Raw genomic sequence first — 15,322 nt, 5'->3', positions numbered from 1 at the left:
CTTTCTTTCTAAGTTGTCTTTTTAATTTGTAAATTATAGCACAAATTTTTAAAAAAGAAAGGGAATTTTCAAAAAGTTTACAAAAAATATTTCTCCCCATTTTTTTCTTGTTTATGATTATGCCATTTAAGTAGAATAGAATTAATCTTTGGCGTGCTTTTTTACGTATAACTAACATAAAAGACGACCCTCTTACGTGCGGTCGTCTTTCTCCTGATCATATTCCTCGGCAAACTCCGTCGCCCACCTTCCTTCGTCATACCACCGATACGCTTGTTCTTTTCTTTCCTCATCAAGCACACGGTTTTCCATAAACAGATGAAAAAACGCTTCGATCGCACCGATTGCCAGCGCGCAATAAAACGAAGCGTACGCCATATTGACAGTCGGTTCAATCAGTGCGTAGCTAGTGAGCCAAATAAGCAAAAACGCAAGCGGAACATCAGCAATCGCTGCTGCCAAATTGCCAAAGCGCGGCAGAATAAATAGATCACCGATGAGATAAGAAACTACAGCGGTTCCTGCCGTTATGATGAGTATGAGAAGCAACGGAGCATTAAAAATCGTAAAAATAGAAAGCAGCACTACACTCCACCCAATAAATTTAATCGCCAATGGAACGATATGCTTCATCGTATTCCTCCATTTCCATCATCTTTTACTGTTATCGTTCCTTTTTTATGCTGCTTCTATTCGATTGAAAAGAAAAACGTGTTCCGCCGAAAAGCGAAACACGTTAACGTTTGCGTTCATAAACGATAAACGCATAATCATATGGATTTTTTTCATCTTTTATTCCCTTCGTATAGGAAACGAGCCGCCACTCTGACTCTTCAAAATCCGGATAAAACGTATCACCCGGAAAATTCGCCTCAATTTTCGTTATGTAGAGACGGTCGGCAAACGGCAATGTCGCTTGAAACAATTCCGCACCGCCAATGACAAACACTTCATCATCGCGCTTAGCGGCAAACTGACGAATCGCTTCGATCGAATGGATCACCGTACATCCTTCTGCCTGAAACGACCGATTCCGCGTCACAATGACATTTTCTCTTCCCGGAAGCGGCCGCCCGATGGATTCAAACGTTTTGCGCCCCATAATAATGGCATGGCCCATCGTTACTTTTTTAAAATACGCTAAATCAGCAGGCAAATGCCATGGCAGGCGGTTGTCTTTGCCAATGACACGGTTTTGATCCATGGCGACAATATGTGAAATCATTCTATCTCTCCTTTATACGGCAACCGGCGCTTTAATATGCGGATGCGGATCATAGTCGACAATTTCAAAATCCTCGAATTCATATTCAAAAATCGAAGTAGGCTTCCGCTTGATCACCAGCTTCGGAAGCGGTCGCGGTTCTCTCGTCAGTTGTAGTTTGGCTTGCTCAAGATGATTTTTATACAAATGTACATCGCCGCCGCTAAAAATCAATTCACCGACATCTAAATCGCACTGCTGGGCGATCATATGCGTCAACAGCGCATAGCTGGCGATGTTAAACGGCAAACCTAAAAACGTATCAACGGAACGTTGCTGCCACATGCAAGAAAGCTTCCCGTCTGCCACATAAAATTGAAACGCATAATGGCAAGGCGGCAGTTTCATTTTATCTAGCTCTGCCACATTCCACGCGCTTACTAATAAGCGGCGGGAATTTGGGTTTCGTTTAATTTCTTCAATAACCCAGCTGATTTGATCCACCGTTTTGCCATCGGCCCCTTTCCATGAACGCCACTGCGCGCCGTATATTGGGCCTAACTCGCCGTTTTCATCCGCCCACTCATCCCAGATCGTCACGCCGTTTTCTTGCAAGTAGCGGACATTCGTATCTCCTTTTAAAAACCATAATAATTCGTAAATGATCGAACGGATATGTAATTTTTTTGTTGTTAAGAGTGGGAATCCTTCCTGCAAATTAAAACGCAGCTGACGACCAAACACGGATAACGTCCCGACCCCAGTACGGTCGTCTTTTTCTACTCCGTTTTCGAGAATATCTTCTAGTAATTGTAAGTATTGACGCAATGTTATCACCTCACGTTCTATCATAGCATAAAGGAATCTCATTCAGAAACAAAAAAAGAGCTCACAAACGAGCTCTTTCAGCCAAATGGCGAATAAACTGATACGTTTTTGGGGCAACAATTTGCAAATGCCTGCGTGTCTCATCGCTATAGTAATAGTACGCAAACGATTCGGCAAAATACTCTTCCGGATACGTAAGGAAATAATAGTGATCTGGAAACAGTTTCGCTGCTTCTTCCTGCCAAATCGAACGGAAAGCCGCCGTCTCATGAATATGATCGAACACGATGTAATCGATGGAATGTGCAAACTCATGCAATTCCAAATTGACCGAACCGTGCCCTTTTCCCTTCTCGCTGTGGCCGATTTTCACAAGCACTAAATGTGAGCCGCCAAGCCCTGGAACATCATCCCATGTTGTCGAAGAGGACAAATATCCGCGCGGCGTTTTTCCGTGTAAGTGCCTCGCCGACGGTTCATCGGTAATCTTTCCAGTCAACAGCTGAATGTAAATATGATGATCCGCCGCTTTTTGCAATATGGATGGGTCGATATGGGCAAGCGTATCAATCATTTTTTTCGCCTCATGATGGGAAAAGTTCGTTTCCGGAACAATGATCATTTTTCTTAATATATCGTGCGGCATTGTATGTTTAATGTCTATATTGCTATCAACAAGCAAAATGCCGTGCGCGGCAGGATACGGGGAAAGCGAAAGAAGCGGAACGATCGCCAACATTATCATGATCCAAAAAAGAATCCGTTTCATGATCCTTTCCCCCGCTTCTTTTACTACAAATATGAAAATCTCTTTTTCTATTAAATTGTAACACACAAAAAAACGAGGACAAATGTGTAAAATAAGGAAGCGGGATCAGCGGGAAACGTTCATGTGGAAACGGAGCAAAAAAACCGTTCACGTCCGCCATTGTGGCGGCGTATTTTTATCCCAATAAATTTTTCCTAGCTCGTAATGGGTTTGGAAATTGTCGTGGTACGTATGGTAATGAAATTGAAACCAATACCCATCTTGCGGCGGATGTTCGCGCCTGACGTGAAAACGGATAATATCCTCTCCTGTGTCGACGCGGTAAATATGAAAAATGCGCTCTCCCATCCCGCCTGATGGGTTTTCCGTCACCTCCAAATACTGCAGCTGTTCTTCCGGGTATTGCTCAGCAAGCGACGCAATCACTTCCTCAATGCGCGGCAAAATCACATCGCGAAACTCTTCTTCAATAACAGGAGCGATTTTGCTGCCAAATTTTTCGTACGATTGCACGACCGCTTTCTCCATCGTCTGCTCAATAAATTGCTGCCGAGTCAAAACCGGCGCTTGCATTTCCCGCTGAGCTGTAACGGACGTAATTGGCGATCCGCTATGATTATTTTGCCAATCAGAAGACGGCGAATCATCTGACGCTGGTTCATCAGCAGCCATTAACGAAGAAGGTGGTGTGACAAGACCAAACGTACATACCGTGATTGCGACAACGAGCGTTTTTCTTAACCACTTTGGCAGCTTCACGCATTTTCACCTCACTTTGCTGAAAAAATTCCGCTTTGTTTCAATTTTTCTACTGCCCGCAATAGTTTGTCTTCTCCTTCTACAAGCGCGATACGCACATACCCTTCTCCGCTCGGTCCAAACGCATGCCCAGGCGTAACGACGACACCGGCACGATCAATTAACGCATAGGTAAAATCAAGGGAATTCCATCCTTTCGGAATTTCCGCCCATATAAACATGCCCGCTTTCGGCCGGTCGACATGCCATCCAATTGAAGCAAGACCGTCTACGAAGCAATCGCGGCGGGATTGATAAATAGCCCGGTTTTGTTCGCAAAATGACGCACCTTCTGTTAACGCCGCAATCGCTGCTTGCTGAATCGGCAAAAATATGCCGTAATCCAAATTCGATTTAAATTTGCTAAGGATGCGGATGATTTCTTCATTTCCGCAAATATAACCAATGCGGCAGCCGGCCATATTGTAACTTTTCGATAATGAATTCAATTCAATTCCGACTTCTTTTGCTCCAGGTATGGATAAAAAACTAATCGGCTTATTGCCGTCATAATAAAGTTCGCTATAAGCAAAATCGGAGACGACGATAATGTTATATCGTTTTGCAAATTCAACCACTTCCCGGAAAAACGCTTCCGTTGCTAACGCGGGAACGGGATTCCCCGGAAAGTTTAAAAACATAAGCACCGCTTTTTCTGCTATCTCTTGCGGAATTTCCCGCAGATTTGGCAGGAAATCGTTTTCTTTTCGAAGCGGCATGAAATAAGGAACAGCTTCGGCCATCGCAATGCCTGTTGCATATGCCGGATAGCCGGGATCAGGAACAAGAATAATATCCCCCGGGTCCGCAAATGCCATTGGCAGGTGAACAAGCCCGTCTTGTGAACCGATGACATACATGATTTCTGTTTCCGGATGAAGCGATACATGATGCGCTGTTTGATAATAAAACGCCACTGCTTCATGAAATTCGCGTGTACCTTTCAGCGTATATCCATATGCTTTTGGATCGCTCGCATAACGGCTAAGCGCTTCCATGACAAATGGCGGCGGCGGTAAATCTGGACTGCCGATACTTAAATCAATCATATCATTTTTTTCACTGCATTTTTGTTTTATATAGATTGATAGTTCGCTAAAAATCGATGTGGAAAAAGCTTTCATACGCGCTGCCAACTTCATTGCTCCATCTCCCCCAACTTACGCATGGAAAAACGCTTTCTTTTTCCGCTTTAAATGATATATACTATGAATATATAAAGAATTAAATTATTTAAATTATATAAATAGTGTATCATACTTTACCATAGAAAACATATAGAGAAAGGCGGGAAACAGCATGAACACAATCTTTTTTGCGGCAAGCATTATTACGATTCTTTATTTTATTTATAGCTGTATTGCAAATGCATAAGAAAAACTCGCAGGTTGACTGCGAGTTTTTCTGTTAATCGATTTTTGTTTTCTTGCGGGCGGAGTCAAGCTCGTATGCGCCCGTTTCTGTTTGCGTTGTTCCTTGGCCTTTCACGTTTGGAGCGCCTAATCCCGCTTTGGACGGATCTTTTTTCCGTTTCGGCATCACATGTCACCTGGTTACTAAAATCTATAAAAATCGGCTCATCGCGATGGAACCAGGAAACACCGCTTACCGCTCAGGAAACACCCGAGTTCCATCAGGAAGGGAATCCCCTTGTCATCCACCTATTGTGAAAGACACCCCGTGGATCGCTGTCAGCGACGGCACCTGTCGTGCACCATTCCTTCCATCGGTCAGTACACGACAACGATTTTAGCAACCAGGTTTACACCTCCTTTAGTTGAATTTGATACTGGTTCAGCCAACAACATTTGTGCAAGATGTTCCATAATGACCATTCATGCTCTTGTTTGAAATTCTCGATTTTGCGTAACATCATCGCGATATATTGGTGTTGTTTCTTGCCGCTTTTCGATTGCTTGTAGGATTCTTCCATCGACCCTAACACGGCAATCCAATGGCGTTTCACTTTCGTTTTTATGATATCGATGAGTTCTTTTGGCAATCGTTCCTGATACCCCAATCCCCGCCTGCCAATCACCAAAGCGGCACTTTCATGGACGGACAACCCATACTTTTTCATATATTTGAAACGTCCGATGATGCTGGTGTACGCGGGATTCACCTTTTTGATGCGAAACCCAAGCCGCATTCCCCGACGAAGAATCGTTTCCGTCAGCTTTTTCTTTTTGAAATGGTGGGTCAAGCGATTGAATCGTTTGTCCGTATCGTGCTGCTGTCTTAGTTGGATGTTTTCGATAACCATTGCCCCAACATTCTCTTGAAGCAGCCAGTCATATACATCGCGCACCGTTTCACCAATGATGTTGTTTCGTTTATTCGCCCGCACATATTCGAGTTCATGACAGTAAAACACCTTTGATTGAAGAAAGTTTCCCTGTTTCGAAACGATGCTTACGGCGATGCGATCAATATTGATATCCATTCCTGCGATTCGTTCCGCTTGAATCGGTTCATAGTAGGCAAGTTCTCTGCCATACACTTCTTCCTCATAAATGAGATGCACATAATACTCTTCGTTTTTTCGTTTGATTTCCACCGTGTATGGCTGGTAGTCCATGATCGGCTTGCCTTTTGCATTCACTCCCACTTGTTCTCCCATGACGACATCGATGATTTCCTCTTCATATTTTTCAGGAACCAACACAGGAAACCTCAAGCGGGGAGCGTGTTTCCCTTCTTGTTGTCCAAGTGGATTGGCGATTTCTACATAACATTGGTACGTCTTGTCGTCATAGGTGAGGCGAATATTCAAATTTCCTTTTTTGCTTTTATCACCTCTTGCGTACAACTGATTCGAGCGTAATTCTTTCCATTCTTCGTTCGTGATTTTTCCTTTCAAGCGCTTGTAAAAGTTTTGTTTTCCACCAAAAATCACACGTGGAATTGTCCCTTGTTCTAGATGATGCGTTAGCTCGGCTTCTTTCGCTTTGAGCTTTTCTAAACGTTGGTGCAATCCACCTAGACATGTTGGAAGATCGACTTTTTTCGGTGTTTTTCTTCCATGTTGGTAGTCATCGATTTTCTTTTCGGTTTTTTCGATTTTCGCCTGCACATCCTCTAAGCGCATTGGAAGCAACTCACGTTGGGAAGAAATCAGCGCTTGAGCAAGCAAGACCGCGTCTTCGGCAAACCGTTTGTTGAGCCGAAATTGGCGCGGAAGGCGCTTAATGATGTCTTTTGCGTTCCTTCCCTCCAGCAAACGGTTAAACGCGTATCGCTTCGCGGAACAAAAGACGCGCATCAACTCATCTAATGAGCGAAGTTGCGATTCATCATGAGAAACAATTTTCATCACCCGAACCGTTTTCATCCCCTTGCCTTCCCCCTATGTTTGGATCCTTTAGAACATATATTCGCCAAATCTTCGTCATTTCCTTTTTACATGAGGAAGGAGGAGATGATTTTTTTATCATCAGGCAGGAGACAATACAAAAGATGGAGAATATCCGCCTCTTTACTTACGTCCAATAACAGGAGATATTTACATGATTTCATACCTTTTTATAGATGTTTAACAAACTACTTATATCCCCACCTTTAACATTCCCTTGCAACTTTCTTTCTATTCCTTTTCGTTAACCGTTCGCTCTTCATTTGTCGATGCTCGGTTCCTTTAAGTGAGTGATTGATAACGACGCATAAAAAAAGGATGCCTAAATAAGCATCCTATTCGCAATATTTTTCAAATGCGTTCATAATGTTTTCCATTACTGCTTCCATCGATTGAAATTCAATTTCCTCGCGTGGAATAAAATGAACGACCTCTTTTCCTTTTAAGAGCGCCATCGATGGAGAAGATGGTGCAATCCCAACGAAATACTCGCGCATTTTTGCCGTTGCTTCTCTATCTTGACCGGCAAACACCGTCACTAAATGATCTGGTTTTTTCTCACTGTTTAAAACAGCCTGTGTTGCCGCTGGCCGTGCCAATCCCGCTGCGCATCCACAAACGGAGTTGACCACCACAAACGTCGTGCCTTCGACGTTTTCCATAAATTGTTCTACTTCTTCGCTCGTGCGAAGTTCGCGGAATCCGGCGTTCACCAATTCATCGCGCATTGGCTGCACAAGCTGGCGCATATATTCTTCATAAGCCATGGACATAACCCAATCCCTCCAAACCATTTTTGCTGGCATCAGAATACTATTTTATTTCCAAAAAATCAATAAAAATAACTGATACGATCGTACTTACGTTATAAATGATGCAAACATTACACATAAAGACGTAAAAAGAAAAGGTGCAATCAAGTGTAGCGTGCCTTTTCCAAATTACTATTGACCTTTTCTTCTGCTTTCCGTCATTTGTTTCCAAACCGATCCTTTCGCTTCCTCGCCGCCTTCAATGCGCTCGATCGCCATTTTCACTTGCATGCTCACTTCAAATTCCGGATCGTTTTCCGCCGCCTTTAATGCCGGCAATGCCGATTCATCGCCGACTTCGTATAAAAACATGGCAGCGCGCCAACGGACAAGCTTGCTTGGGTCTTTCAGCGCCTCAATCATCACTGGAATGGCTTCCGGATCTCCAATATCGGACAAGCAGTCTCCCGCCGTCCGCCGCACGGAAACCGCTTTATCTTTCAGCGCTTCATATAAATACGGCAATACTTTTTTGCCGCCGATCATTCCTAAATACGCAGTAGCCAAGCGGCGAATCGCTACTTTTTCATCTTTTAGCGCTTTTGCGAGCACCGGTATATCGTCTTCTGTCGGCTCCGCCATTTGTTCTAGCGCCGCATATCGTTTCGTCCAATCCGGATCATCGAGCATTTCTTCCGTCACTTTGATGCTTATACGTTTTTGCGTCTTTGCTTGCTCGCCGCGGCGAAACATTTGAACAATGCGCTCTAATCGTTCCGGCGGGTATGCTGCGGAAAGTTCTTCGACCATTTCATTGCCGATTTCCTCAAAGGTGCCGTAACGCACGCCTTTTTCCACCCATTTTCGTTCTAACACGATATTGCCCGCATATTTCTGCGCTTCAATGACCGCATCCATAAACTGTTTCGGAAGCCCAACGCGATGCTCTTGTTCGCCATCTATTAATTTCACTTGCATCGGCAAACCATACAACATTTGTACATATACTTTCACTTCACCAAAATGTTCGTTTGGCTTTTTCGTTTCTCCTTGCTCGTTTTCCACTTCCTCTCCAAACACTTCGCGCACTTTCGTTAAAATCTCTTTCCAGTCGTATTTCGGATTGCGCTCAATGGCCAAAAAGTCAGCGACATGATAAATTCCTTTTACCCCTTCAATTTTCATTAGCTGTTGAATAAGAGGAGGCGCCGTATCGACATTGTCCGGTTTATAGTTATTTCTGGTGCCAGACGGCAGTTCCTCATCTAACAATACTTTCATCGTGTTTGGACTCGGGGTTGGTTCAATCGATTTAATTTTCAACAGCGTTCCCTCCTTTTTCTTTTTATGACGATTCTACGAGCTCTGATAACTCCGCCCAACGTTCCAAAAGCGAATCTAACTTTGCTGAAAGATTTTCATATTCTTGTGAAAGCTGCTGGATTTTTTCATAATTGCTCGCAAATGTTTCCATCTCTTCGGCTACTTGCTGCAATTTTGTTTCAAGTGCAGCGATGTTGGCTTCGATTTCTTCCCATTCTTTTTGTTCTTTAAACGTCAAACGGCGTTTCGTTTGTTTCTTTAGCGTTTTCGTTTCTTTTGGTGCTTGTTTTTCCTGTTTTTGCATTGATTTCCTCAGCAGCTGCTCTTCTAAGTATGCGGAATATTCGCCAAAGTAAGTGGATATTCGTCCGTTTCCTTCTAAAATCAAAAGCTGGTCAGCGACTTTATCTAAAAAGTAGCGGTCATGTGATACGGTAACGACAACGCCAGGAAATGACTGCAAATAATCTTCAAGCACGGTCAACGTTTGCGTATCGAAATCGTTCGTCGGCTCATCGAGCAATAAGACGTTCGGTTCCGTCATCAACAAGCGCAATAAATATAAACGGCGTTTTTCCCCTCCGGACAGTTTGCGAATCGGCGTTCCGTGCATATGCATCGGGAACAGAAACCGCTCCAATAATTGTGCGGCGGAAATAACCGTTCCATCAACGGTGCGAATCGCATCGCCCGCTTCGCGAATATATTCGATGACTCGTTTCTGCTCGTCCATTTCCACATGCTCTTGCGTATAATAGGCAATTTTGACAGTCGGACCGATTTCCACCTCTCCTTCTTCCGGCTGCAGCCGTCCGGCGATGATATTAAGCAAAGTGGATTTGCCGCTGCCGTTCGGCCCGACAATGCCAATGCGGTCACCCGGTTTGACAAGCAGGTTAAAGGAATGAAAGAGCTGCTTGCCGCCAAACGAATGGCTGATTCGCTTCAGCTCGATCACCTTTTTGCCAAGCCGGCTGCCGCCCAGCTTCATCTCCAGCTGCCCGCTTTTTTCCGTCGGCAGTGACGCTTCGAGCTGGGCAAACCGCTTCAGACGCGCCTTTTGTTTCGTTGTCCGCGCTTTTGCTCCGCGTTTTACCCATTCGAGCTCACGGCGGTATAAATGATGCCGTTTTTCCGCGGCAGTACGTTCTTGTTCTTCCCGAAGGGCTTTTGCCTCCAAAAATGCAGCATAATTCCCTACATACGTGTATAACTTGCCACGGTCCAGTTCAAAAATGCGATTGGTGACGCGGTCCAAAAAATAGCGATCGTGCGTGACAAACAATACCGCTCCTTGATAACGTGATAAATATTCTTCTAACCAACGAATGGCTTCATAATCAAGATGGTTTGTCGGCTCATCAAGAATCAGTAAATCTGGTGCTTCAATGAGCGCCTGCGCCAGCGCTACCCGCCGTTTTTGCCCTCCTGACAGCTCGCCGATTCGTTTCGTCATATCAGAAATGCCTAGCTTTGTCAAAATCGCTTTTGCATTGGCATTCGCATCCCATGCATTTTGCGCATCCATTTGTTGCTGGCAGGCATACAAGCGAGCCTGACGCTTTTCATCAAGGGGATGTTCTTCCAGCTCGGCAAGCGCCAGTTCATATTCACGCAAAAGGCGAATAAGAGGGGTATCCCGATGGAATACTTGTTCTAAAACGGTAAAATCATGACGAAACTCCGGCTCCTGCGGCAAATAACCGATCGTGAAATCTTTTGAATAAGTAATTTGTCCTTCATCAGGCGCATCCGCCCCGGCAATTATGCGCAATAATGTTGATTTTCCAGCACCATTGACGCCGATAATGCCGATGCGCTCCCCTTCTTTAATCGTAAAAGACAGTTGTTGAAATAACACCTTTTCTCCGTAGCTTTTTGCGATATTTTCCACCGTTAACATTTTCATGGCAACCATCCCACTCTCGTTTGAGCTTCTCGCCGACGAAAGTCAGCAGTTAGGCACCCGCACCTGCGTGCATTTCGTTCCGTTAAGTATCAGCGGCAAATGACCTATTGTTTCTTAGAACTCCATCCGGCTAAGACATATTAGAATGATAACAGAAATTTGCATGCTTTATAAACCTATAAAACAACTATATCTATCGGCAAAAAGCCGTCTTTCTCATCGGAAATACATTTTTTCCTTTATTACAACAGTTCTTCAATTTCGTTTTTTAACTCGCTCGGCTTCGTTTGTGAAGCAAAACGTGCGACCACATTTCCGTTTCGATCCACTAAAAACTTCGTAAAGTTCCATTTAATCGCCTTCGTTCCAAGCACACCTGGGGCTTTTTCCTTTAAATACTGAAAAAGCGGATGAGCATTTTCACCATTGACATCGACTTTGGCAAACATCGGGAAAGTTACCCCGTAATTGACTTGGCAAAACTGTTCAATCTCTTCTTCCGTGCCTGGCTCTTGATGGCCAAATTGATTGCACGGAAAACCAAGAACGACAAAACCGCGGTCGCGGTACTGCTCATATAGCTCCTGCAGCTCTTTATATTGCGGGGTAAAGCCGCATTTGCTTGCCGTATTGACAATCAGCAACACTTTCCCTTTATAATCCGCCAGCGACTGTTCTTCCCCGCGAATCGTTTTTACAGTAAAATCATAAACGCTCATCATTTTCACCTCTCTTTTCATCATAATGAATTTCCCGGCGTTTTTCCACTTCTAGGCCTTATAAAATGGCTGCAGCTGTTCAAGCGAATCAAGCATATACGGGATCATCGCCTGCAAATCATCGACATTGTCTTCATAAATAAGGCGGCCAAATTCGATCGTTACTTCGTTATGATACACAGATTCTTCATTAGGAAAATCATGGCTTAACGTTTGCCGAATGATTCGCTTGTCTCCCCAAATGCGAAGCAACGTGCTCTCAATAAGAGAGCACGTTATATACCGTCGGATCGGCAAAGAGAACGTAATCATCAGCTTGCATCCTGGGCGAACTGCGCGCTGAAGCAGTTCTTGCGCAATTTGTTCCAAGTCCATTTCCAATCGAATCGTACATGATATATTTTGTTTATGATCAGATGATAAACAAAACGTAATCGTATATGCACGCGAAAAGTGAGCCAAGTCGACCATATCGTGACGATCGATTACAATGATTTCTCCCGCTAAATCAAGGTCATATACCGCTCCTTCGAGCACTGTTTTCAAATTATCAAACGCAGTTGGATCAAACATCCAATCTCCCCTTTAAAATAAGCCGACAGCATTCCGTTTTCATCGACGTTCATGCGAAGCGCCGCTGGCTGTTTCGGCAAGCCTGGCATCGTCATCACATTTTCAACTCCACGCCAGTCGACGTCTTAAATCCACATACGTAATGAATGTAAACATATACATTTTACCACTTGTACAAATGGAAAAAAATTCGTTGAATAAAATTTGTAATGTTTTTATAATTAAGTTATTTAAAACAAAGAATGGAGGGTGAGACTGTTGCCAATCAATATTCCAAAAGACTTACCGGCAAAAGAAATACTAGAACAAGAAAATATTTTTGTAATGGATGAAGAACGGGCGTATTCTCAAGACATTCGTCCGTTAAATATAGTCATTTTAAACTTAATGCCGGAAAAAGAAAAAGCGGAAACACAGTTATTGCGTCTTCTTGGCAATTCGCCGCTTCAAGTGAATGTGACATTTTTGCGCCCGGCAACACACGAATCAAAGACGACAAGCAAGCATCATCTCGATCAATTTTATACCATCTTTCCACATATCCGCCATCGGAAGTTCGATGGAATGATTATTACCGGTGCTCCGGTCGAACAAATGCCGTTTGAAAAAGTAACATATTGGAACGAACTGACAGAAATTATGGAATGGACGAAAACAAATGTGACATCAACGCTACATATTTGCTGGGGAGCGCAGGCGGGGCTTTATTATCATTACGGCATTCCGAAATACCAGCTCCCACAAAAATGCTTCGGTATTTTCGAACATTCGCTTGAAGTAAAAAATGTCAAACTATTGCGCGGGTTTGACGATGTGTTTCGCATGCCGCATTCACGTCATACTGACGTCAAACGTGAAGACATTGAGAGAGTCCCAGAACTGACGATTTTATCTGTTTCAGAGAAAGCGGGCGTATGTTTAGTCGCCTCCAACGATGGCAAGCAAATCTTTTTAACTGGCCATCCGGAATACGATGCTACGACATTAAAAGAGGAATATGAACGCGATTTAGCCAAGGGGCTTCCAATTCACATTCCGGAATCGTACTTCCCGAACGACGATCCGACGAAACAGCCGCTTAACACTTGGCGCTCTCATGCGAATTTATTGTTTGTCAACTGGCTGAACTATTACGTTTATCAAGAAACGCCATATGAGTGGGAATAAGTATATTCTTTTGAATAAAATTCACTTATCTCTCCTAATAATTGCGTGGTCAAAATGTGGTCAAGAAGGCAGGAGGATGACTCCGCCTTCTTTTTTATTCTTACACTCGATGGTGCTGCCATTTTCACGATAAAACAGCATGGTCGACACATTCCTTTTCCCTTGCATAAAGCAAATAACCGCTCATGATACTCTTTTTCCATTGCATCGTGCGTCAGGAAATTGGAGATGATCGATTTTTCCTATTGACAAATATAAAAAAAAGAACTATCCTAGTTCGCGATTGTTCACGGAAACTTCCTATTCCTCGACAAAACTAGTCAAAGGATTCGACAGCCCCTGGAACGAAGTTAACAACATAGAATAAGACACATCTAGAAAGGAATGAGTGGCACGTGAGAGCGGAACGGAGAAAGCAATGGAAAACGCATTGGCGCAAATACAAACATTTATATAAGGGTGCCCGCGTAGAACGCCGCAATAAATGGCGACAAAAATGGGAAGAAAAATATACAGCGAGCTAAAAAAAACTTGGTAGTACACCAAGGTTTTTTCACTTTCTTTCTTACGATTGTCCCATGCATTTTCATACAATACGGCAGCTTTTGATAGGAAATGTACGGAAAATAGGTTGCAACGGCATTAGTAACAGCTTTGCGTGAATGGTTGTGTTGTTTATCTTTTTTGCCGAGAAGCTCCCCACCTCTAAACGAAGCATAGGTGGGGGATGAATCGGCATTTTTTGTTTTTTTAGTTCTTACGCAACATAAATAACCACATAAACGTCAGCGCTTGTCTTAGTTCGATGGATAACTGCTGGACCAGCTTTTCGGGAACTCCCCGTTTATAAACACCTTGTCCATCGACAACATCCCAGCCGTTTTCCCTCGCTAATTGTTCAAACTCCCACGGCATCATTGTATTGCAAATAACCGGCTTTCCGTATAAACGAGGATAGCTGTTGACGCGCGGCGCAGCGGTCGGCCCGAGAATGCCGACACAAAAACAGCCGCCTCGCTTTAACACCCGTTTTGCTTCTTTTAGCGCTTCAAGCGGCCGTTCCGTCCACTCCAACGAATTGATTGCCATCGCTCCAGAAAACGTTTCATCAGCAAACGGCAATTTCATTAAGTCGCCTTGAATAAAGCGCAGCCTTTCGTTCTCTCCCCGCGCTTTCGCTTTTTCCACCATTTCGCTCGACAAATCGATGCCGATAACATCGTATCCTGTTTGATGCAGCTTCCACGCTCCATAACCATCCCCACACCCTAAATCAATGACATTGCTTCCTTTTGGAATATATGATGAAAGGAACGGAATAATCGTTTTCCGGCTTCCCCGCTCCCACATCTCTTCACTGCTTTGATGCCAAAAATCCGCTCTTTCGTCCCACTGTTTTTCCGCTTCTTTATGCCAGTCAAAAATGACCATCGTAACACCTCGTTCGAATAAAAATTGTCCTTTTACAAAAAATAATAATGCTGAAAGAAGGAGTGATTGTTCATGAACGGACAAGAAACATTTGTCACTGTCCAAAAAAATCATCAAGGAGACATCATTGGATTTAAAACATCCAAAGGGAGCGTATTATCGTATCGCAAAGCATTAATGGAAGTGGAAAACGGTGCGATTACCGGTGTCCATGTCGTTACCGAACACGATGGAGAACAATATATACGCTCCAATCCCGACGGAGATGCCTCCAACAATCTTGATCAACTTCCTACGTTTTCCTAATACTTATTTGTGGAAAGGACGTGCTAGCACATGACAAAAAGACCGAATAAAGGAAGCAAAAATCAGAACGCACCGACACAAGATAAAATGTCGCTCTTAAACAGTCCAATCGCAGGCGACAACAGCAAAGGAAATAAACGTAATAAATCGCAAAACGACAAAACAGATCTTTATGAATGAATCAGAGAAGG

General features: G+C 43.7%; 18 protein-coding genes. 3 read left to right on the top strand and 15 right to left on the bottom strand.

Annotated elements, in window-relative coordinates:
- Positions 1–192: 192 nt before the first annotated feature.
- The 14 genes from B9L23_RS10170 to B9L23_RS21370 all read right to left on the bottom strand — a co-directional run bounded on the left by B9L23_RS10170 (position 193) and on the right by B9L23_RS21370 (position 12,325).
- Positions 193–633, bottom strand: a complete 441-nt coding sequence (locus tag B9L23_RS10170; RefSeq protein WP_081188692.1) for a YndM family protein — start codon at positions 631–633, stop codon at positions 193–195.
- Positions 634–736: 103 nt separating this feature from the next.
- Entirely contained in the window at positions 737–1,225 is a 489-nt protein-coding gene (locus tag B9L23_RS10165; RefSeq protein WP_015863834.1) for a dihydrofolate reductase, read from the bottom strand.
- 12 nt (positions 1,226–1,237) lie between these two features.
- Positions 1,238–2,032 carry a thymidylate synthase gene (thyA, locus tag B9L23_RS10160; RefSeq protein ID WP_089097584.1) on the bottom strand — a complete coding sequence of 265 codons (795 nt, stop codon included), beginning with the start codon at positions 2,030–2,032 and terminating at the stop codon, positions 1,238–1,240.
- A 61-nt stretch (positions 2,033–2,093) separates the two neighbouring features.
- Positions 2,094–2,801, bottom strand: coding sequence for an anthrax toxin lethal factor-related metalloendopeptidase (locus tag B9L23_RS10155; RefSeq protein WP_062754136.1), 708 nt, complete (start codon positions 2,799–2,801; stop codon positions 2,094–2,096).
- 147 nt (positions 2,802–2,948) lie between these two features.
- Positions 2,949–3,560 (bottom strand): YpjP family protein, encoded by a 612-nt coding sequence (locus tag B9L23_RS10150; protein ID WP_062754137.1) that lies wholly within the window; start codon positions 3,558–3,560, stop codon positions 2,949–2,951.
- Positions 3,561–3,571: 11 nt separating this feature from the next.
- Positions 3,572–4,741 (bottom strand): LL-diaminopimelate aminotransferase, encoded by a 1,170-nt coding sequence (locus B9L23_RS10145; RefSeq protein WP_089097583.1) that lies wholly within the window; start codon positions 4,739–4,741, stop codon positions 3,572–3,574.
- Positions 4,742–5,006: 265 nt separating this feature from the next.
- Positions 5,007–5,138: a YuzL family protein gene (locus tag B9L23_RS10140; protein ID WP_073967943.1), complete on the bottom strand. Its 132-nt coding sequence runs from the start codon at positions 5,136–5,138 to the stop codon at positions 5,007–5,009.
- Positions 5,139–5,361: 223 nt separating this feature from the next.
- On the bottom strand, positions 5,362–6,930 hold the full coding sequence (locus B9L23_RS10135) for an IS200/IS605 family accessory protein TnpB-related protein (protein ID WP_089097582.1): 1,569 nt from the start codon (positions 6,928–6,930) through the stop codon (positions 5,362–5,364).
- Positions 6,931–7,286: 356 nt separating this feature from the next.
- The gene (locus B9L23_RS10130) at positions 7,287–7,724 is read right to left on the bottom strand and encodes a BrxA/BrxB family bacilliredoxin (protein ID WP_081188696.1); all 438 of its coding nucleotides are present in this window, start codon (positions 7,722–7,724) and stop codon (positions 7,287–7,289) included.
- 171 nt (positions 7,725–7,895) lie between these two features.
- The gene (locus B9L23_RS10125) at positions 7,896–9,026 is read right to left on the bottom strand and encodes a conserved virulence factor C family protein (protein WP_062754142.1); all 1,131 of its coding nucleotides are present in this window, start codon (positions 9,024–9,026) and stop codon (positions 7,896–7,898) included.
- 22 nt (positions 9,027–9,048) lie between these two features.
- On the bottom strand, positions 9,049–10,935 hold the full coding sequence (locus B9L23_RS10120; protein WP_089097581.1) for an ABC-F family ATP-binding cassette domain-containing protein: 1,887 nt from the start codon (positions 10,933–10,935) through the stop codon (positions 9,049–9,051).
- Positions 10,936–11,177: 242 nt separating this feature from the next.
- Entirely contained in the window at positions 11,178–11,654 is a 477-nt protein-coding gene (locus B9L23_RS10115; protein WP_062754378.1) for a glutathione peroxidase, read from the bottom strand.
- A 51-nt stretch (positions 11,655–11,705) separates the two neighbouring features.
- Positions 11,706–12,227: a hypothetical protein gene (locus B9L23_RS10110; RefSeq protein WP_089097580.1), complete on the bottom strand. Its 522-nt coding sequence runs from the start codon at positions 12,225–12,227 to the stop codon at positions 11,706–11,708.
- On the bottom strand, positions 12,197–12,325 hold the full coding sequence (locus tag B9L23_RS21370; RefSeq protein WP_141103864.1) for a hypothetical protein: 129 nt from the start codon (positions 12,323–12,325) through the stop codon (positions 12,197–12,199). Before B9L23_RS21370 ends, B9L23_RS10110 begins: the two co-directional genes overlap by 31 nt.
- A gap of 160 nt (positions 12,326–12,485) precedes the next feature.
- Between B9L23_RS21370 and metA the strand changes: the two genes are divergently transcribed.
- A complete protein-coding gene (metA, locus tag B9L23_RS10105) occupies positions 12,486–13,394 on the top strand; it encodes a homoserine O-acetyltransferase MetA (RefSeq protein ID WP_062754147.1) in 909 nt (302 codons plus the stop codon).
- Between the two features lie 750 nt (positions 13,395–14,144).
- Here the strand turns inward: metA and B9L23_RS10100 are convergent.
- Entirely contained in the window at positions 14,145–14,825 is a 681-nt protein-coding gene (locus B9L23_RS10100; RefSeq protein ID WP_089097579.1) for a class I SAM-dependent methyltransferase, read from the bottom strand.
- Between the two features lie 72 nt (positions 14,826–14,897).
- On the opposite strand from B9L23_RS10100, the gene B9L23_RS10095 reads away from it, so the two are divergent.
- Together B9L23_RS10095 and B9L23_RS20430 are read left to right on the top strand one after the other, a co-directional pair.
- On the top strand, positions 14,898–15,131 hold the full coding sequence (locus B9L23_RS10095) for a DUF3892 domain-containing protein (protein ID WP_062754150.1): 234 nt from the start codon (positions 14,898–14,900) through the stop codon (positions 15,129–15,131).
- A 30-nt stretch (positions 15,132–15,161) separates the two neighbouring features.
- Positions 15,162–15,311, top strand: a complete 150-nt coding sequence (locus B9L23_RS20430) for a hypothetical protein (RefSeq protein WP_169712555.1) — start codon at positions 15,162–15,164, stop codon at positions 15,309–15,311.
- The last annotated feature ends 11 nt before the right edge of the window (positions 15,312–15,322 follow it).

It is taken from the genome of Parageobacillus galactosidasius (assembly GCF_002217735.1).
In the GTDB taxonomy this organism is placed as follows: domain Bacteria; phylum Bacillota; class Bacilli; order Bacillales; family Anoxybacillaceae; genus Parageobacillus_B; species Parageobacillus_B toebii.
This window is presented reverse-complemented; position numbering and strand designations above follow the sequence as displayed.